At 61.1% G+C, this 18,228-nt stretch carries 14 protein-coding genes and 4 tRNA genes; 2 read left to right on the forward strand and 16 right to left on the reverse strand.

What is annotated here, in order from left to right; all coding sequences use genetic code 11:
* Positions 1 to 34: 34 nt before the first annotated feature.
* The 7 genes from E3Z29_RS21305 to leuC all read right to left on the reverse strand — a co-directional run bounded on the left by E3Z29_RS21305 (position 35) and on the right by leuC (position 9,428).
* Positions 35 to 2,671, reverse strand: a complete 2,637-nt coding sequence (locus E3Z29_RS21305) for a FimV/HubP family polar landmark protein (RefSeq protein ID WP_134786874.1) — start codon at positions 2,669 to 2,671, stop codon at positions 35 to 37.
* Between the two features lie 209 nt (positions 2,672 to 2,880).
* The gene (locus E3Z29_RS21310; RefSeq protein WP_134786875.1) at positions 2,881 to 3,891 is read right to left on the reverse strand and encodes an aspartate-semialdehyde dehydrogenase; all 1,011 of its coding nucleotides are present in this window, start codon (positions 3,889 to 3,891) and stop codon (positions 2,881 to 2,883) included.
* A 247-nt stretch (positions 3,892 to 4,138) separates the two neighbouring features.
* The gene (gene asd, locus E3Z29_RS21315) at positions 4,139 to 5,251 is read right to left on the reverse strand and encodes an aspartate-semialdehyde dehydrogenase (protein WP_003226428.1); all 1,113 of its coding nucleotides are present in this window, start codon (positions 5,249 to 5,251) and stop codon (positions 4,139 to 4,141) included.
* A gap of 66 nt (positions 5,252 to 5,317) precedes the next feature.
* On the reverse strand, positions 5,318 to 6,400 hold the full coding sequence (gene leuB / locus E3Z29_RS21320) for a 3-isopropylmalate dehydrogenase (RefSeq protein WP_027611530.1): 1,083 nt from the start codon (positions 6,398 to 6,400) through the stop codon (positions 5,318 to 5,320).
* A gap of 55 nt (positions 6,401 to 6,455) precedes the next feature.
* The gene (locus E3Z29_RS21325) at positions 6,456 to 7,223 is read right to left on the reverse strand and encodes a class I SAM-dependent methyltransferase (RefSeq protein ID WP_134786876.1); all 768 of its coding nucleotides are present in this window, start codon (positions 7,221 to 7,223) and stop codon (positions 6,456 to 6,458) included.
* 128 nt (positions 7,224 to 7,351) lie between these two features.
* Positions 7,352 to 7,996: a 3-isopropylmalate dehydratase small subunit gene (leuD, locus tag E3Z29_RS21330; protein ID WP_098964653.1), complete on the reverse strand. Its 645-nt coding sequence runs from the start codon at positions 7,994 to 7,996 to the stop codon at positions 7,352 to 7,354.
* 13 nt (positions 7,997 to 8,009) lie between these two features.
* Complete coding sequence (gene leuC, locus E3Z29_RS21335) at positions 8,010 to 9,428, reverse strand: 3-isopropylmalate dehydratase large subunit (RefSeq protein ID WP_027611528.1); 1,419 nt, start codon at positions 9,426 to 9,428, stop codon at positions 8,010 to 8,012.
* Between the two features lie 141 nt (positions 9,429 to 9,569).
* On the opposite strand from leuC, the gene E3Z29_RS21340 reads away from it, so the two are divergent.
* Together E3Z29_RS21340 and E3Z29_RS21345 are read left to right on the forward strand one after the other, a co-directional pair.
* The gene (locus E3Z29_RS21340; protein ID WP_103367614.1) at positions 9,570 to 10,460 is read left to right on the forward strand and encodes a LysR family transcriptional regulator; all 891 of its coding nucleotides are present in this window, start codon (positions 9,570 to 9,572) and stop codon (positions 10,458 to 10,460) included.
* 68 nt (positions 10,461 to 10,528) lie between these two features.
* Entirely contained in the window at positions 10,529 to 13,807 is a 3,279-nt protein-coding gene (locus E3Z29_RS21345; protein ID WP_098964655.1) for a PAS domain S-box protein, read from the forward strand.
* Between the two features lie 48 nt (positions 13,808 to 13,855).
* Here E3Z29_RS21345 and E3Z29_RS21350 read toward each other — a convergent pair whose 3' ends face one another.
* From E3Z29_RS21350 to E3Z29_RS21395, 9 genes are all read right to left on the reverse strand, one after another.
* Positions 13,856 to 14,299, reverse strand: coding sequence for an Hsp20 family protein (locus tag E3Z29_RS21350; RefSeq protein WP_134786877.1), 444 nt, complete (start codon positions 14,297 to 14,299; stop codon positions 13,856 to 13,858).
* A gap of 122 nt (positions 14,300 to 14,421) precedes the next feature.
* On the reverse strand, positions 14,422 to 15,381 hold the full coding sequence (locus tag E3Z29_RS21355; RefSeq protein ID WP_096796151.1) for a tRNA-dihydrouridine synthase: 960 nt from the start codon (positions 15,379 to 15,381) through the stop codon (positions 14,422 to 14,424).
* 162 nt (positions 15,382 to 15,543) lie between these two features.
* Positions 15,544 to 15,993: a thioesterase family protein gene (locus E3Z29_RS21365; protein WP_098964657.1), complete on the reverse strand. Its 450-nt coding sequence runs from the start codon at positions 15,991 to 15,993 to the stop codon at positions 15,544 to 15,546.
* Between the two features lie 46 nt (positions 15,994 to 16,039).
* A complete protein-coding gene (locus E3Z29_RS21370; RefSeq protein WP_096796149.1) occupies positions 16,040 to 16,873 on the reverse strand; it encodes an alpha/beta fold hydrolase in 834 nt (277 codons plus the stop codon).
* Between the two features lie 30 nt (positions 16,874 to 16,903).
* Positions 16,904 to 17,443, reverse strand: coding sequence for a TetR/AcrR family transcriptional regulator (locus E3Z29_RS21375; RefSeq protein WP_007969225.1), 540 nt, complete (start codon positions 17,441 to 17,443; stop codon positions 16,904 to 16,906).
* A gap of 181 nt (positions 17,444 to 17,624) precedes the next feature.
* A tRNA-Glu gene (locus E3Z29_RS21380) sits at positions 17,625 to 17,700 on the reverse strand.
* 81 nt (positions 17,701 to 17,781) lie between these two features.
* A tRNA-Ala gene (locus E3Z29_RS21385) sits at positions 17,782 to 17,857 on the reverse strand.
* A gap of 53 nt (positions 17,858 to 17,910) precedes the next feature.
* Positions 17,911 to 17,986: transfer RNA gene (locus E3Z29_RS21390), tRNA-Glu, on the reverse strand.
* 79 nt (positions 17,987 to 18,065) lie between these two features.
* A tRNA-Ala gene (locus E3Z29_RS21395) sits at positions 18,066 to 18,141 on the reverse strand.
* Positions 18,142 to 18,228 lie beyond the last annotated feature (87 nt).

Raw genomic sequence — 18,228 nt, forward strand, 5'->3', positions numbered from 1 at the left:
CCTCGATGGGCTGCCGTTTTTATTTACCGCTGGCTCATGCCAGGTGCGAAAGCATTTCCTTGGCTTCGCCACGCTGCTTTTCGTCACCCTCGGTCAACACTTCGTTGAGGATGTCGCGTGCGCCGTCGCTGTCGCCCATATCGATGTAGGCCTGGGCCAGATCGAGTTTGGTCGCGGCTTCGTCGGTGCCGGCGAGGAAGTCGAAATCGTCCTCGCCCAGATCATCGCCCATGGCCGCATCGGCTTCGGTGAAGGTCGGCTCGGCGATGCTCTGCGACAGGCGATCCAGCTCGGCGTTGACGTCATTCAGTTCCGCTGCGAATGCGTCAGGCTCGGCCGCCGGGTTGCTGTCCATTTCATCAGCCAGCGACAGATCGAAATCCGCCGGCAGCTCCAGATCGTCCTGTGGCACTTCGTTGGCGACCACAGGCTCGGCCGGCGACAGATCTTTCACGCCTTCGTCCAGATCCAGCAGGAAGTCATCATCCGCCAGATCCGCCGCCGGAGCTGGCGCAGGCTCGGCACCCAGATCCAGATCGAGGTCGAAGTCCGACAGGTCGTCGAGGTTCTCTTTGATCTCGGTCTGCTGTTGCAGCACCGATTCAAAGCTCAGATCGTCGTCGGCCGGGAACTCGTCCAGCTCCACCGGAGCTTCAGGCTCAACAACAGGTGCAGGCTCAACCGGAGTGATGTTGTCGAGATCGTCCAGGCTCAGGTCGAACGCGCTATCCAGGTCGTCCGCCGCAGGCTCAGGCGCAGGCGCCTCTGGCTCGTCGAGCAGCAGCTCCTTGACGTATTGCGCATCGAGTTCGGCGGCGGCTGCCGCTGCAGCCAGACCCGCGACAGCGACGACCGCCATGGCCGGGAAGCGTTTTTTCAGCTCTTCGACCTTGGCGAAGTTATCACCGTTGGCCACCAACTGACGCTCCTGACCCACGAACGCATCGCGATCACCCTGCTGACCGTAGACTTCCATCAGCTTCAGACGCAGATCACTGCGTTGCGGCTCGAGGCTGACGCCCTCTTCCAGCAACGCTGCGGCCTGATTCAGGCGACCGGCATTGATGTGCGACTGAGCCTTGTCCAGCACGTCATCGGAACGCTCGGCGGACGGTGCGACCAATGGCGCGGCAATCGGCTCAGCCATCACCACCGGAGCCACTACCGCAGCAGGCGCTGGCGCAGGTGCCGGGGTGTTGAGCTTGACGCTGGCAGCAGGTGTTTCCAGGCCTTCGAAGCTGCTTTCCGGCAGATCCTGCTCGGCGGAGAACTCTTGCTCTTCCGCCAGAGCGCGGGCCATGCGCAGGTGTTTCTCGGCTTCCTGCTGGGCTTTGCGGCGACGGGCCAGCAGCAACAGCAGAAGCAGCAACACCACCGCACCGCCACCGATCAGACCCAGCAGGATCGGATTGGTCAGCAGTTCATTGAAGGTTTTGTCTTCATCGACTACCGGTTTTGGCGCAACCACTGGCGTCTCGGCAGGCGTGTCGACCGGTGGCGCAATCGCCGATTCTGGTGTTGGCGCCGCTTCTGCCGGGGTGGCTGGAGGGGTTGCAGCCAGTTCGGCGGTGATCGCCGGTACGGCAGCAGTGGCGGCTGGCGCAGCGCCCGGGCCTTCGGCCTGCATCTTCGCCAGTTGATTGTTCTTCAGCTCGATCAGGCGTTGCAGCTTGTCCAGCTGACTTTGCAGATCGGCCATGCGGCTTTTCAGTTCCTCGTTGTCACGACGGGTCGTGTCGAGGCTTTCCTGAGTCACCGCCAGCTTGTTGCTCAACGCCTTGGCATCGCCGGCCGGGCCTTTGCTACGCCCTTTGGCGTTTTCGGCAGAGACCAGACTCAGGTTGTCCTTGGCATTCTGGCCGGCGCCGACATTGCTGCGACCACGCTTGGTGGCATCGAGCTGCTGCTGGCCGGTACCCGGCTTGGCCACATAGCGACGACCCTGACGCCAGGCTTCGTTCTGCGCGGCGACTTCGGCAATCGCTTTCGATTGCGGCAGCGCGGTGCTTTCCACCGAGTCCGGCAGGCGCAGCACCTGACCGGTTTTCAGCCGGTTGATGTTGCCGTCGATGAACGCATCCGGGTTGAGCGCCTGAATCGCCAGCATGGTTTGCTGCACCGAACCGCCGGTGCGCGCCTTCGCGGCAATTTCCCACAGGGTGTCGCGCGGCGTGGTGGTGTATTGCGACGGGTGCGTGGCGCCGGTGGTCGGTGCGGTGATGGTCTGCGACGGTGCCGGTTGCGCGGCGGCGTCAGCGGTCTGTGGCGAGAATTTCGACGGATCCAGCAGCACACTGTAATCGCGCAGCAGACGGCCATTCGGCCACATCACCTGCACGAGGAATTTCACCATCGGTTCCGACAGCGGCTTGCTCGAAGTCACGCGCAGCACGCTTTTGCCGCTGGCGTTGAGCACCGGGGTGAACGTCAGGTCGTTGAGGAAGGCCTGGCGATCGACACCGGCCTTGGCGAAATCTTCGGGTGAAGCCAGGCTCGGCACCACTTCGGCAGCGGTGAGATCCTTGACGTCGAGCAGCTCGATCTCGGCCACCAGCGGCTGGTTCAGGGTCGACTTCAGGGTCAGCTCCCCGAGCCCGAGGGCATGCGCCATACCGGAGGACAGCGCCGAGGCGGCCGCTATTGCTAACACCAGTTTGCGAACTTGAACCATAGCCTCATCCTTTGTTTGAACGTTCCTCGGCCAGCGAGAAGATGTTGATTGCCGCTGCCGTAAGGCATTGCGCGCGACGACGACAGACTGCCGCGCGCGATCATTTCTTTGATGCCCCGGAAAGTCCCGGAGGGTGACACGTTATCAAGTGCTCCGGGCAAGCATAGCGCTCACCTAGAATCAGTCGACAAATTGTTGCCAAGTATCTTTTACGGCAGGTCTTTTATCAACAATTCAGCGACCTGCACAGCATTCAGGGCCGCGCCTTTGCGTACGTTATCTGACGTCAGCCACAGATTAAGTTCCGCCGGGTCGTCGACACCGCTGCGCACCCGACCGACATAGACAACGTCCTGCCCCACCGCGTCACCCACCGCAGTCGGATAATCGCCGGCCTCAACCAGCTCGATGCCGGGCGCATTCTCAAGCGCAGCGTTGACCTTTGCCAGGTCGACCGCGCTCGCTGACTGCAAGGTCACGCTATAGCTATCGCCAAAAAACACCGGGGCTTGAACGCAAGTGGCGGAAATCTTTAATAAAGGCTGCTTCAGCACCTGACGCAACTCGCGCACCAGCCGTTTTTCCAGCAGCGTGTGGCCTTGAGCGTCGGGCGTGCCGACCTGGGCCAACAGGTTGAAGGCCATCTGCCGATCAAAGAAAGTCGGCTCCAGCGGACGCATGTTCAGCAACTCAGCGGTCTGCCGCGCCAGCTCGGTCACAGCTTCGCGACCTTGGGCTGACACGGCCAGATTGGCGGTGACGTTGACGTATTGCAGTTCGAGCAAATCGAGCAGCGGCGCCAGCACCACGGCCAGCGTCGTCGCCGAAGGGCTTGGGCTGCTGACCTGGAACGGTGCTTTCAGACCGGCAATGACCTCGGCGTTGGCCTCCGGCACCACTTGCGGCGCCTGCTCGGCCGGCAATGCGCCGGACAGATCGATCAGCGAGCAACCGGCCGCGTGGGCACGCGCCGCGTAACTCAGGGAAACGGCAGCGCCAGCGGCAAAGAACACCAGTTTGACCTTGCTGAAATCGAACTCGTCGACTTCACGCACGCGCACGTTCTTGTTGCGAAACAGCACCGAACTGCCGGCGGATTCGCTGCTGGCCAGCAGGTGCAGGTTGCCGACCGGGAAGTCGCGCTCTTCGAGAATCTGTACGAGGGTTTCGCCGACAGTACCGGTGGCGCCGACGACGGCAATATCAAGGGTCTGGGTCATGGTTCTACCTCTGGCGAAACGGGGGGAGCGGCACTTTACCGGGTGAGTGAGATGCAGGCAATTTCTGCGGGACTTGCAGTGTCTGTTCTGACCTCTTCGCGAGCAAGCCCGCTCCCACAGGGGGAACGCATTTCAAGGGTGGGAGCGGGCTTGCTCGCGAAGGCGCCAGACCTGACACCGGAAAACCTCAGGCATAAAAAAACCCGCACCTATCACAAGGCACGGGTTCTTTCATTGCATCAAGCGATCAACGCTCCAGCAGGATCCGCAGCATGCGACGCAGCGGTTCGGCCGCGCCCCACAGCAGTTGGTCGCCGACGGTGAACGCACCGACGAATTGCGAGCCCATGTTCAGCTTGCGCAGACGACCCACCGGTACGTTCAGGGTGCCGGTGACCTTGGTCGGGCTCAGCTCCTGCATGCTGATGTCGCGGTTGTTCGGCACCAGTTTGACCCAAGGGTTGTGCTGGCTGATCAGCCCTTCGATATCAGCGATCGGCACGTCTTTGTTCAGCTTGATGGTCAGCGCCTGGCTGTGGCAACGCATGGCGCCGATGCGCACGCAGATGCCGTCGACCGGGATCGGGCTCTTGAAGCGGCCGAGGATCTTGTTGGTCTCGGCCTGGGCCTTCCACTCTTCACGGCTCTGGCCGTTCGGCAGTTCCTTGTCGATCCACGGGATCAGGCTGCCGGCCAGCGGCACGCCGAAGTTTTCGGTCGGGTACGCGTCGCTGCGCATGGCTTCGGCCACGCGACGGTCGATGTCGAGGATCGCGCTGGCCGGATCGGCCAGTTGATCGGCCACCGCAGCGTGGGTCGCGCCCATCTGCTTGATCAGTTCACGCATGTTCTGCGCGCCGGCACCGGAGGCCGCCTGATAAGTCATGGCGCTCATCCACTCGACCAGACCGGCCTCGAACAGACCACCCAGGCCCATCAGCATCAGGCTGACGGTGCAGTTGCCGCCGATGTAGTTCTTGGTGCCCGCGTCCAGTTGCTGGTCGATGACCTTGCGGTTGACCGGGTCGAGAATGATGACGGCGTCATCGTTCATGCGCAGGCTGGAAGCCGCGTCGATCCAGTAACCCTGCCAGCCGGCTTCGCGCAGCTTCGGGAACACTTCGCTGGTGTAGTCGCCGCCCTGGCAGGTCAGAATCACGTCGAGGGTTTTCAGCTCTTCAATGCTGTAAGCGTCCTTGAGCGGAGCAATGTCCTTGCCCACGGACGGGCCTTGGCCACCGACATTGGAAGTGGTGAAAAACACCGGCTCGATAAGATCGAAATCCTGCTCTTCCAGCATCCGCTGCATGAGCACGGAACCGACCATGCCGCGCCAACCGATCAGACCTACACGTTTCATCGCAACTACACCTTCTTGAAAAGTGGGCCGCTGCTTTGTATTGAATTTCGCAGCGGGCCCGAGAGATTACAGATTCCGCAGCGCGGCGACTACTGCGTCACCCATTTCCTGCGTTCCGACTTTAGTGCAACCGGCCGAATAAATGTCACCGGTACGCAAGCCTTGATCCAGTACCACGCTGACGGCTTTCTCGATGGCATCGGCAGCATCGTGCAGATTGAAGCTGTAACGCAGCATCATCGACACCGACAGAATGGTCGCCAACGGGTTGGCAATGCCTTTGCCCGCGATGTCCGGTGCCGAACCGTGGCAAGGCTCGTACATGCCCTTGTTGTTCGAATCCAGCGAGGCCGACGGCAGCATGCCGATCGATCCGGTAAGCATCGAGGCTTCGTCGGACAGGATGTCGCCGAACATGTTGTCGGTGACGATCACGTCGAACTGCTTCGGTGCGCGCACCAGTTGCATGGCGGCGTTGTCGACGTACATGTGGCTCAGTTCGACTTCAGGGTAATCCTTGGCGACCTGCTCGACCACTTCACGCCACAGCTGGCTGGACGCCAGCACGTTGGCCTTGTCCACCGAGCACAGCTTTTTGCCGCGAACCATGGCCATGTCGAAACCGACGCGGGCGATACGGCGGATTTCACTTTCGCTGTACGGCAGGGTGTCGTAGGACTGACGCTCACCGTTTTCCAGGGTACGGGTGCCGCGTGGCGCGCCGAAGTAGATGCCGCCGGTCAGCTCACGCACGATCAGGATGTCCAGACCAGCAACGATTTCCGGCTTCAGGCTCGAAGCGTCGGCCAGTTGCGGGTAGAGGATCGCCGGACGCAGGTTGCCGAACAGGCCCAGTTGCGCACGGATTTTCAGCAGACCGCGCTCAGGGCGGATGTCACGCTCGATGGTGTCCCATTTCGGGCCGCCCACGGCGCCCAGCAGGACTGCATCGGCTGCACGGGCACGCTCGAGGGTTTCGTCGGCCAACGGCACGCCATGCTTGTCGATGGCCGCGCCACCGATCACGTCATGGCTCAGCTCGAAGCCCAGGCTGTACTTGTCGTTCGCCAGCTCCAGCACCTTGACCGCTTCGGCCATGATTTCCGGACCAATACCGTCACCTGGGAGAATCAGAATCTGCTTGCTCATGCTTTCCTCGTGTCTTCAATCGGTGCGCTTATAACGGGCGCGCCGGGAAAAATTCTTATCGTTCGGCCATCAGCACAATCACATCTGTACTGAATGAGCCGTCGGCATCAATCTCAAAATATTCGCGCACTTCGTTGCCCATCGACTGCTGCAACTGGCGGATCGCGGCGCGCATTACCTCGGGTGTGCGCATGCGCTCAACCCAACTGCTGTATTCCAGACGCAGGCGCTGACGCGTGGTGCTGCGAGTGTGCAGCCCGGCCTCGCTGACCTGCCGCAGCCACTCGCCGGCGGAATAATCGCGCACGTGGCTGGTGTCGCGCAGCACTTCGACGCTTTGCAGGTAAGTGTCAAACAGCGGACTGCCCGGTGACAACACGTCGATGAACGCTGCCACACCGCCCGGTTTCAGCACCCGACGCACTTCGCGCAGGGCCACCCCGAGGTCGCTCCAATGGTGCGCCGAATAACGGCTGAACACGTAATCGAATTCGCCATCGGCAAACGGCAGGCGCTCGGCGGCGCCGTTGACCGTGGCAATGTTGTTCATGCCGCGATCAACCGCCGCAGCGGCCACCACGTCGAGCATCTGCTGCGACAGGTCGTAGGCCACCACTTCCTTGACCAGTGGCGCCACATGAAAACTCACATGACCGGCGCCGCAACCCAGGTCCAGCACCCGGGCGTCGCCCTGCCCGGCCAGTTCAGCCTGTAGCAGCGCGAATTCGGTGCCTTGAGCGTGAACGGCGCTGCTCAGGTAGGCGGCGGCCTGTTCACCGAATTGCTTTTGTACAACCTGACTGTGTTGGGCGGTGCTGGTCATGGTCACTTCCTGGTATTTGTGTTGTTTGGGCCGGCCTCTTCGCGAGCAAGCCCGCTCCCACAGGGGAATGCATTTCAAATGTGGGAGCGAGCTTGCTCGCGAAGGGGCCAGCCCTGACTACATCAATCTTATGCGTCGCGGAACAACCACGGCTGGCTCACACGATGCTTGGCCTCGAACGCGGCAATCGCATCACCGTCCTGCAAGGTCAGGCCGATATCGTCCAGCCCATTCAACAAGCAATGCTTGCGGAACGCGTCGATCTCGAAGCGGTACACCTTGCCGTTCGGGCTGGTCACGGTCTGTTCGTGCAGATCGATCTGCAATTGATAGCCCGGCTCGGCCTCGACCTGCTTGAACAACTCATCGACTTCAGCGTCGCTCAGAATGATCGGCAGCAAGCCGTTCTTGAAGCTATTGTTGAAGAAGATGTCGGCGTAGCTCGGCGCGATGATGCTGCGGAAACCGTATTCTTCCAGTGCCCATGGCGCGTGTTCACGGCTGGAGCCGCAACCGAAGTTCTCGCGGGCCAGCAACACGCTGGCACCTTGATAACGCTCGGCGTTGAGCACGAAGTCCTTGTTCAACGGACGCTTGGAGTTGTCCTGATACGGCTGGCCGACATCCAGGTAACGCCACTCATCGAACAGGTTCGGGCCGAAACCGGTGCGCTTGATCGACTTCAAGAACTGCTTGGGAATGATCTGGTCGGTGTCGACGTTGGCACGATCCAGAGGCGCGACGAGACCAGTGTGCTGGGTAAAGGCTTTCATGCTGCGCTTCCTTTTAGATCAATTCACGAACGTCGATGAAACGACCGTTTACCGCCGCCGCAGCGGCCATGGCCGGACTCACGAGGTGGGTACGGCCACCGGCACCCTGACGGCCTTCGAAGTTACGGTTGGAGGTCGAGGCGCAATGCTCGCCGGACTCCAAACGGTCCGGGTTCATCGCCAGGCACATCGAGCAACCCGGCTCACGCCATTCGAAACCGGCTTCGAGGAAGATCTTGTCGAGACCTTCGGCTTCCGCCTGCGCCTTCACCAGACCCGAGCCCGGTACGACGATTGCCTGCTTGATCGTCGAAGCGACTTTGCGACCCTTGGCGATCACGGCTGCAGCGCGCAAGTCTTCGATGCGCGAGTTGGTGCAAGAGCCGATGAACACGCGATCCAGCTGAATGTCGGTGATCGCCTGATTGGCGGTCAAACCCATGTATTTCAAGGCGCGGACGATCGAATCGCGCTTGACCAGATCCATCTCTTTGGCCGGATCCGGCACGTTCTGATCAACGGCCAACACCATTTCAGGCGAAGTGCCCCAGCTGACTTGCGGCTTGATCTGCGCAGCGTCGAGTTCAACTACGGTGTCGAACTTGGCATCAGCGTCGGAGACCAGATCTTTCCAGGCTTCAACCGCCTGATCCCACTGCGCGCCGGTCGGTGCGAACGGACGGCCCTTGACGTATTCGACAGTCTTTTCGTCCGCAGCCACCAGGCCCACACGGGCGCCGGCTTCGATGGACATGTTGCAGATGGTCATGCGGCCTTCGACGGACAGGTCGCGAATCGCGCTGCCGGCGAACTCGATGGCATGGCCGTTACCGCCGGCGGTGCCGATCTTGCCGATCACCGCGAGGACGATGTCCTTGGCGGTCACACCGAATGGCAACTGACCTTCGACACGCACCAGCATGTTCTTCATTTTCTTCGCGACCAGGCACTGGGTGGCGAGCACGTGCTCGACCTCGGAAGTGCCGATCCCGTGCGCCAAGGCACCGAACGCGCCGTGGGTCGAGGTGTGCGAGTCACCGCAGACCACGGTCATGCCCGGCAAGGTTGCGCCCTGCTCCGGGCTGATCACGTGGACGATGCCTTGGCGGATGTCGTTCATCTTGAACTCGACAATGCCGTACTCATCACAGTTGTCATCGAGGGTCTGCACCTGCAAACGCGAGACCTGGTCGGCAATCGCGGCGATGCCGCCCTTGCGCTCCGGTGTGGTCGGTACGTTGTGGTCCGGGGTCGCGATGTTGGCATCGATGCGCCAAGGCTTGCGCCCGGCCAGACGCAGGCCTTCGAAGGCTTGCGGCGAGGTCACTTCGTGGATGATGTGACGATCGATGTAGATCAGCGCCGAGCCATCGTCGCGCTGTTTGACCAAATGCGAATCCCAGAGCTTGTCGTAGAGCGTTTTGCCGGCCATCAGACGGTTCCTCATCAGCTTGTTTCTATGCCCTGGGCTTATCAATAACCCTTTGGCTTGTGAGGCCGATCCTATGGGGTTACATTAAATAACTCAAATTCATATTTTTTATGCTTTGGATAACCAACTGGAATACGAACCATGGATCTGGCCAACCTCAATGCTTTTATCGCCATCGCCGAGACCGGCAGCTTCTCCGGCGCCGGGGAACGCCTGCATCTGACGCAACCGGCGATCAGCAAACGCATCGCCGGACTGGAGCAACAATTGAAGGTGCGGCTGTTCGACCGACTCGGTCGTGAAGTCGGCCTGACCGAGGCCGGCCGCGCCCTGTTGCCCCGGGCTTATCAGATTCTCAACGTGCTGGACGACACCCGCCGCGCCCTGACCAACCTGACCGGCGAAGTCAGCGGTCGGCTGACCCTGGCCACCAGTCACCACATCGGCCTGCACCGTTTGCCGCCGCTATTGAGGGAATTCACCCGCCGCTACCCACAAGTGGCGCTGGATATTCAGTTTCTCGATTCGGAAGTGGCCTACGAGGAAATTCTCCATGGCCGCGCTGAACTGGCAGTCATCACCCTGGCGCCAGAGCCGCACACACTGGTCAAAGCCGCGCCGGTGTGGGACGACCCGCTAGATTTCGTGGTGGCGCCGGAACATTCGCTGATCAGCAATGGCGCGGTGAGCCTGGCGGACATTGCCGGTCATCCGGCGGTTTTTCCCGGAGGCAACACCTTTACTCATCACATTGTCCAACGATTGTTCGAAGCCCAAGGGCTGACGCCGAACATCGCCATGAGCACCAACTACCTGGAAACCATCAAGATGATGGTCTCCATTGGTCTGGCCTGGAGTGTTCTGCCCCGCACCATGCTTGATGAACAGGTGGCGCGCATACCTTTGCCGGGCATACAGCTCAGTCGCCAGCTAGGCTATATCGTGCACACCGAACGGACGCTGTCGAATGCGGCAAGGGCTTTCATGGCCTTGCTGGATGCGCAAATCGATCTGCCAGGGACTCCAGGCTAACTTGTGCTACTCCTATAGAGCCGCTGTCCCTGTGCCTAACGCCACCATCAGCTCAAGGCCCGTTAACAATGCCGAAATCTGTTGACCGAATTCCGCCGATGCCGCGTATTCAGGCCATTGATCCGCGACGTTCCGAGCAGAGCTGGGAGAGTGCGCCGCAATTGCTCGCCGCGCTCAACGGCGCCCGGCTCGGTGCCTGGTATTGGGACATCGAGCGCGGGCAGATCAGCTGGTCACGGGGTACCCAGGCGCTGTTCGGCTTCGATCCACGTCAACCGTTGCCCCAGGACCTGGAATATCTCGACCTGCTGCCGCCCGAAGACCGGGCGAAAACCGTGCGCGCCTTCCACGCGGTGATCGCCGGCGCCCCGCTGGAACAGGCGATGCACCACCGCATCCGCTGGCCCGACGGCAGCCTGCATTGGCTGGAAATCAGCGGCAGCCTGCTGCCGGACAAAAACGGCCGGCCCCGAATGATCGGGGTGATTCGCGAAATCACCCACCAGCGCCAGCGCGAACAGGCTCTGAGCAGCTCGGAGAAACGTTTCGCCACACTTTTTCACCTGTGCCCGAACATGGTGCTGCTGACGCGCCAGGAAGACGGCCTGATCACTGAAGCCAACCAGTATTTCGAAAGCCTGTTCGGCTGGCCGGTCCAGGACGCCATCGGTCGCACCACACTGGAACTGGGCCTGTGGGTGCACCCCGAACAACGCGCAGAGCTGGTGAAAAAGACCAAGGCCAAAGGTGAATTGATCAGCATGGAGGTGCAGTTCCGCGCCAGCAACGGGCAGATCCATGACGGTATCCTCAGTGCGCAAAAGGTCGAACTCGAAGGCCAGCCGTATCTGCTCAGCACGTTTCTCGACACCACCGAACGCAAAGCCGCCGAACACGCCTTGAAAGACAGTCAAGAACGCCTTGATCTGGCGCTGGACTCGGCGCAACTCGGCACTTGGGACTGGCACATTCCCAGCGGCATGCTCTACGGCTCGGCGCGGGCCGCGCAATTGCACGGGCTGGAGCCGATCCCGTTTCACGAATCATTCGAGGAGTTTTTCGAAGGCGTGCCCGGTGAGGAGCGCGACAGCATGCGCGACGCCTACCGCAGCCTGCGCGAAGGCCCGGCCGGCAACTATCAACTGACCTATCGCGTGCAACTGGCGGATGGCAGCTCACGTTATCTGGAAAGCCGCGCCCGCCTCTACCGCGACGAAAATGGCGCGCCACTGCGTATGGCCGGGACCTTGCTGGACATCACCGATCAGGTCGAGCGCGAGCAACGTCTGGTCGCCTCCGAAGAGAAATTTGCCACGCTGTTCCAGGTCAGCCCCGACCCGATCTGCGTCACCCGCCAGGACAGCGGCGAGTTCATCGAGATCAACAACAGCTTCACCCAGACCTTCGGCTGGAGCGCCGCCGACGTGATCGGGCGCACCGCCGAGGACATCGGCCTGTGGGACGCCTCGGCGAAAAGCCTGCAACGTATCGAGCGGGTGATCCGCGAACAGGGCCTGAGCAATGTCGCAATCATCGTCCAGCACAAGGACGGCCAGTCGCTGACGTGCGTGATTTCCAGCCGGCAGATCAGCGTCGGCAATCAGCCGTGCATCGTCACCACCCTGCGCGACATCACCCAACAGCAGCGCTCCGAGGCCGCACTCAAGGCCAGCGAAGAGAAATTCGCCAAGGCGTTTCACTCCAGCCCCGATGCGATCACCATCACCGAACGTGACACCGGGCGCTATCTGGAGGTCAACGACGGTTTCTGCCGCCTCACCGGCTATCGCGCCGAAGAAGTGGTGGGCAAAACCGTGTACCAGATCGGCATCTGGGCCGAAGAGAAACAACGCTCGGCGCTGCTCGCCGAACTGCAGATCAAGGGCCGCGTGCACCATCAGGAAATGCTCGGGCGCAACAAGCGAGGCGAGTTGCTGACCGTTGAAGTGTCGATCGAACCGATCACCCTCAACGAAACCGCGTGCCTGCTGCTGACCGCCCGGGATGTGAGCCTGCTGAAAAACGCCGAAGCGCAGATCCGCCATCTGGCCTATCACGATCCGCTGACCAATCTGCCCAACCGCGCCTTGCTGATGGATCGCCTGAGCCAGCAGATCGCCCTGCTCAAGCGCCACAACCTGCGCGGTGCGCTGCTGTTCCTCGACCTCGATCACTTCAAGCACATCAACGACTCGCTGGGTCATCCGGTCGGCGATACGGTGCTGAAAATCATCACCGCGCGGCTTGAAGCCAGCGTGCGCATGGAGGACACGGTGGCGCGTCTCGGCGGCGATGAATTCGTGGTGCTGCTCAGTGGCCTCGAAGGCACGCGCAACGAGGTCAGTGCACAAGTGCGGGAACTGGCCGACACCATTCGCGAACTGCTCTCGGAGCCGATGTTCCTCGACGGCCAGCGTCTGCAAGTGACACCGAGCATCGGCGTGGCACTGATTCCCGATCACGGCTCGACCCCGACCGACCTGCTCAAACGCGCCGACATTGCGCTGTACCGGGCCAAGGATTCCGGGCGCAACACCACGCAGATGTACCACAACACCATGCAGAAGGCGGCCAGCGAACGGCTGCGCATGGAGACTGACTTACGTCTGGCGTTGTCGCGCGGTGAATTCAACGTGCACTACCAGCCGCAGGTCGATGCGCGGGACAACCGCATCATTGGCGCCGAGGCGCTGGTGCGCTGGAATCACCCGGAACTCGGCGCGCAATCGCCCACTGAATTCATCAAGGTGCTGGAAGACAGCGGGCTGATTCTGGAGGTCGGTACCTGGATCCTCGATGAGGCCTGTGAGGCGTTCAAACAATTGATCGCGCTGAAACTGGTCGACCCGCTCAACTTCAGCCTGTGCGTAAACATCAGCCCACGGCAGTTCCGCCAGAACGACTTCGTCGAACGCATCGAACACAGCATGAGCAGCCACGGCCTGCCCTGCTCGCTGCTGAAACTGGAGATCACCGAGGGCATCGTGATCCAGAACCTGGAAGACACCATCAGCAAAATGCGCCGTCTGAAAAAACTTGGCGTGAGCTTCGCCATGGACGATTTCGGCACCGGCTATTCATCGCTGACCTACCTCAAACGCCTGCCGGTTGACACCCTGAAAATCGACCAGTCGTTCATCCGCGACGCAACCACCGACCCCAACGACGCCGAGATCATCCGCGCCATCGTCGCCATGGCCCGCAGCCTGGAACTGGAGGTGATTGCCGAAGGCGTGGAGACGCCGGAGCAACTGGCGTTCCTTCAGGGGCTGGGCTGCCATTTGTATCAGGGCTATCTGCACAGTCGGCCGGTGGCGTTGGAGGCGTTGAAAAAGATGCTCGAATGACGGGCACAAAAAAAGGGCGCCAGTGGCGCCCTTTTTTCTTGCTCGGCCTTATTGCAGAACCGGCTTCTGCGCTCCGTTGATCGGGATGCGCTTGGCTTTCGCTTCTTCCGGGATCACCCGCAACAGGTCGATGCTCAGCAGACCGTTGCTCAGATCGGCGGCCTTGATCTCGATGTGATCGGCCAGGCGGAAGGACAGCTTGAAAGCCCGCTGGGCAATGCCTTGATGCAGGAAGGTCACGCCTTCGTTGGCATCACGCCTGCCACCACTGATGGTCAGCACACCCTTCTCGACTTGCAGCTCCAGGTCTTCTTCCTGGAAACCGGCTGCCGCTACGACGATACGGTATTGATCATCACCGTGCTTTTCCACGTTGTAGGGTGGGTAGGTGCTGCCTGGCTCGTTGCGTAGCGCGGTTTCGAACAGGTCGTTGAAACGGTCGAAACCCACCGAGGAACGGAACAGTGGTGCCAGGGAAAATGCAGTACTCATGGTTCAAATCTCCTGAAAACAATCAGCAAGGTTTTTTGACTCCGCGACCCGAATTCGGCATCGCGTACCCCTTAGATAGGGACCGCCAAAATGTTTTCAAGAGATTATTTGCAGATTTTTTTTCAGGCTGCGGCGGCGACCGGCAAACCGAGCAAGCGCGAGACCTGGTCCGGCTCTGTCTCGCGGCGCAGCACGGTAAACAGCTCCGTCGCCTCGGGATAATTGCGCGTCAGCATCGCCAGCCATTGCTTCAAGCGACCCGGCGATTGGCGTGCAGTCATCTGCGCCTTGGCTTGCAGCCAGAAATCCTGAATCAGCGGCAGCAGCTCGGCCCAGGTCATCTCGACCACTTCTTCACCGGCGCGCGCGGCAGCGATCTGCCGGGCCAGATCCGGGCGCGATACCAGACCGCGTCCGAGCATGATGTCTTCGACGCCGCTGATCTCGCGGCAACGACGCCAGTCCTCGACGCTCCAGATATCACCGTTGGCGAACACCGGCACCTTGACCACGTCCTGCACCCGCGGAATCCACTCCCAATGCGCCGGCGGCTTGTAGCCATCAACCTTGGTCCGGGCATGCACCACGATGTGCTCGGCGCCGCCCTCGGCCAGCGCCGTGGCGCAGACCAGCGAGCCGTCCGGGCTGTCGAAACCCAGGCGCATTTTCGCGGTGACCGGGATGTGCGCCGGCACGGCGCGACGCACGTGTTCGACGATGCTGTTGAGCAGTTCTGGCTCCTTGAGCAGCACTGCCCCGCCCCGGGATTTGTTGACGGTCTTGGCCGGGCAGCCGAAGTTCAGGTCGATCACTTCCGAGCCGAGCTCGCAGGCCAGCGCCGCGTTTTCCGCCAGGCACACCGGATCGGAGCCCAACAATTGCACGCGCAACGGCACACCGGAACGGGTGCGGGCGCCGTTGAGCAGCTCCGGGCCGAACTTGTGGAAGTAGGCCGGGGTGAGCAACTGATCGTTGATCCGAATGAATTCGGTCACGCACCAGTCGATGCCGCCAACGCGGGTCAGCACGTCGCGCAGGATGTCGTCGACCAACCCCTCCATGGGCGCCAGGGCAATTTGCATGGGGAAAACACTACTCATGAAGAAAAAACGTGCGGCAGTTTACTGGATATCGCAAGAAACCGCAGATCCCTTGTAGGAGTGAGCCTGCTCGCGATAGCGGTGGGTCAGATAGAGGAATGCCGACTGACACTCCGCTATCGCGAGCAGGCTCACTCCTACAGTTTAGATTTGGGCTGTTTCTGGATTTTGGATCGCCGGGCCATAACCCTCGATGAACTCCGCCGGCATGCGCTTGGGCTTGCCGCTGGACAGTTCGATGCAGACGAATGTGGTCTGGGCACGCAGCAGGGTGGCGTTGTCGCTGGGGCGGATCAGCTGGAAGTGCCGGGTCATTTTCAGGCGCTGATCCCAATCGACGATCCAGGTCGCCAGTTGCAGCTCGTCGCCTTCGTAGGCAGCCGCCAGGTAATCGATTTCGTGACGCACCACGGCCATCGCCCGATCCAGGCGCCGGTACTCGACCAGGTCCAGCCCCAGACGCTGCGAGTGGCGCCAGGCGCAGCGTTCGAGCCAGGTCACGTACACCGCGTTGTTCGCGTGGCCCAGCCCGTCGATGTCCTCGGCGCCTACTTGCAGATCAATGGTGAACGGCGTTGCCCGATCCCAGCCCATGCCCCACTCCCGGTCAGATGATTCAACCGGGGCAGTGTAACGGATGTCAGGCCGATTGCCGCGCTTGAAGGCTGCGCCCCGCCAACAGTGATAACACACCATCAACCACCCGAGGGTCGGCCAGCACCCGCTGGTGGCCGCCGCTTTCCAGGCGCAGCAGGCGACTGTCGAACCAGGATTCGTGGATCAATTGCGATTCCTTGACCGAGACAAAGGTGTCGTCCTCGGCATGCACGATCAGGCCCGGCATATCCAGTTGATAGTGCGCGACATCAAGGGTCGCGGCGCGCATGCCAACGTCCTGCTCGACCTGGCGGATGAACGCCGATCGGGCCCGCGGTGGCATGCCGACATAGCGGGCAAAACCGCGCAGCACGCCGAGGATCCGTGCGGGGGCTGCGATGCTGACCAGGGTTTCGGTGCGCAGGCCCAGTTGCACCGCGAGCATGGCACTGGCGCCGCCCATGGAGTGGCCGATGACGGCTTGCAACGGTGGCAGTTCGGCGGCCGCTTCGAGCATGGCGCGGGCGAACAGTACGACGTTGGCTTCACGCCCCGGTGAGCGACCATGGGCCGGGCCATCGAGGGCAACGACGGTGTAACCGGCCTCAACCAGCGCCGTGATCAATGCCGCAAACTGGGTGGGCCGCCCTTCCCAACCGTGCATCAACAGCACCGCCGGCCCCTGCCCCCAACGCAGCGCCGACAGGCCGAAGCGCAGCGTGATGCGTTCGGCACTCGCCAGCAGCGGCAGCTCCCAATCGCGCAGTGGCAACGTGCGCGGCGTCATGAACGCCTGACGCATTTTGCTTGCTACTCGTTGCGGTGCAATCCAGCCCAAGGTGCCATTAACGCCACGAACCCACTTCAACGTGTTCATCGCTTTCTCCTCAGGCGTGTTGCCTTCAGGTCAACGCACCGCCGACTTGGCAGCGCGCAGCAATCGATCGGATAAATCGCCCGGGCCCAGCGCACGTGCCAGCGCCAGACCACCCACCATCAACGCCACATCAGCCAACGCCTTGTCGGTGTCCTCGGGGCTGGACGCCAACTGCGCAATCATCAGTTCCAGGTGCTCGTTCAGTGCGATGCGGAAGGATTCCGGCAGACGCCCCAGTTCGCCGATGGAAGCCGGAATCGGGCACGCGGCATCGCTGGAATCGCGATGCTTGCGCGACAGGTAGAACGCAGCGACCAAGGCGCGACGCTCTTCGCCGGTCAGCTCGGAATCCATGTCGGCAATCAGGTCGCGTCGACGGCTGAGCAGTTGCTTGAACGCCTCGAGCATCATCGCGTCCTTGCTTTCGAAGTGCGCGTAGAAACCACCGACGGTCAGGCCGGCGGCGCCCATCACTTCGCCCACGCTGGGATCCGCCGGGCCACGCTGCATCAGTGCGGCGCTGGCCGCCTTGAGGATGCGTTCGCGGGTTTGAGCTTTTTTATCGTTCATCGTTGCCTCCGAATATTACGAATAGAATATTATTCGCATAATAATATTCCGCAAGTCGAGGATATGACCGCTGGTCTGAAGCACAGTGTAAGGAAAAAGGAGAGTTGGCCAAACGCCAGACAAACAAAAGGGCCATTCAATAATTGAATGACCCTTATAAATCCCGCAGAGCGGGTAATCGTGGCGTCCCCTAGGGGACTCGAACCCCTGTTACCGCCGTGAAAGGGCGGTGTCCTAGGCCACTAGACGAAGGGGACACAAACCCTTCTATACAGCTGATCAGTGCTGAGATCTGATCTGATTCAAGGCCGGTGTGGCCAGACCTTGAACTGTAAAATTGGTGGAGCTAAGCGGGATCGAACCGCTGACCTCCTGCATGCCATGCAGGCGCTCTCCCAGCTGAGCTATAGCCCCGGATTTTTCGCCTCGCGGCGGAGCGACATCTTGCAACATCGCTTCTGTAAAACTGGCGTCCCCTAGGGGACTCGAACCCCTGTTACCGCCGTGAAAGGGCGGTGTCCTAGGCCACTAGACGAAGGGGACGCAAACCCTTCTATACAACTGATCAACGCTGAGTGTTGATCGCTTCGGAGCCGGTGTGGCCAGGCTTCGAAGTGTAAATTGGTGGAGCTAGACGGGATCGAACCGTCGACCTCTTGCATGCCATGCAAGCGCTCTCCCAGCTGAGCTATAGCCCCTCATCGTTGATGTCATCGCTGAGGACGGGGCGAATCTTAAGGGCGTATCGAAAGCCTGTCAAACTTATTTTTGAAAAATTTCAAAAT

The sequence above is a fragment of the Pseudomonas sp. S150 genome, assembly GCF_004526365.1.
In the GTDB taxonomy this organism is placed as follows: Bacteria; Pseudomonadota; Gammaproteobacteria; order Pseudomonadales; family Pseudomonadaceae; genus Aquipseudomonas; species Aquipseudomonas putida_A.

Coding starts and splice junctions, on each gene's coding strand:
- E3Z29_RS21305 (WP_134786874.1), bottom strand. CDS start 2,671: ATGGTTCAAGTTCGCAAACTGGTGTTAGCAATAGCGGCCGCCTCGGCG.
- E3Z29_RS21310 (WP_134786875.1), bottom strand. CDS start 3,891: ATGACCCAGACCCTTGATATTGCCGTCGTCGGCGCCACCGGTACTGTC.
- asd (WP_003226428.1), bottom strand. CDS start 5,251: ATGAAACGTGTAGGTCTGATCGGTTGGCGCGGCATGGTCGGTTCCGTG.
- leuB (WP_027611530.1), bottom strand. CDS start 6,400: ATGAGCAAGCAGATTCTGATTCTCCCAGGTGACGGTATTGGTCCGGAA.
- E3Z29_RS21325 (WP_134786876.1), bottom strand. CDS start 7,223: ATGACCAGCACCGCCCAACACAGTCAGGTTGTACAAAAGCAATTCGGT.
- leuD (WP_098964653.1), bottom strand. CDS start 7,996: ATGAAAGCCTTTACCCAGCACACTGGTCTCGTCGCGCCTCTGGATCGT.
- leuC (WP_027611528.1), bottom strand. CDS start 9,428: ATGGCCGGCAAAACGCTCTACGACAAGCTCTGGGATTCGCATTTGGTC.
- E3Z29_RS21340 (WP_103367614.1), top strand. CDS start 9,570: ATGGATCTGGCCAACCTCAATGCTTTTATCGCCATCGCCGAGACCGGC.
- E3Z29_RS21345 (WP_098964655.1), top strand. CDS start 10,529: ATGCCGAAATCTGTTGACCGAATTCCGCCGATGCCGCGTATTCAGGCC.
- E3Z29_RS21350 (WP_134786877.1), bottom strand. CDS start 14,299: ATGAGTACTGCATTTTCCCTGGCACCACTGTTCCGTTCCTCGGTGGGT.
- E3Z29_RS21355 (WP_096796151.1), bottom strand. CDS start 15,381: ATGCAAATTGCCCTGGCGCCCATGGAGGGGTTGGTCGACGACATCCTG.
- E3Z29_RS21365 (WP_098964657.1), bottom strand. CDS start 15,993: ATGGGCTGGGATCGGGCAACGCCGTTCACCATTGATCTGCAAGTAGGC.
- E3Z29_RS21370 (WP_096796149.1), bottom strand. CDS start 16,873: ATGAACACGTTGAAGTGGGTTCGTGGCGTTAATGGCACCTTGGGCTGG.
- E3Z29_RS21375 (WP_007969225.1), bottom strand. CDS start 17,443: ATGAACGATAAAAAAGCTCAAACCCGCGAACGCATCCTCAAGGCGGCC.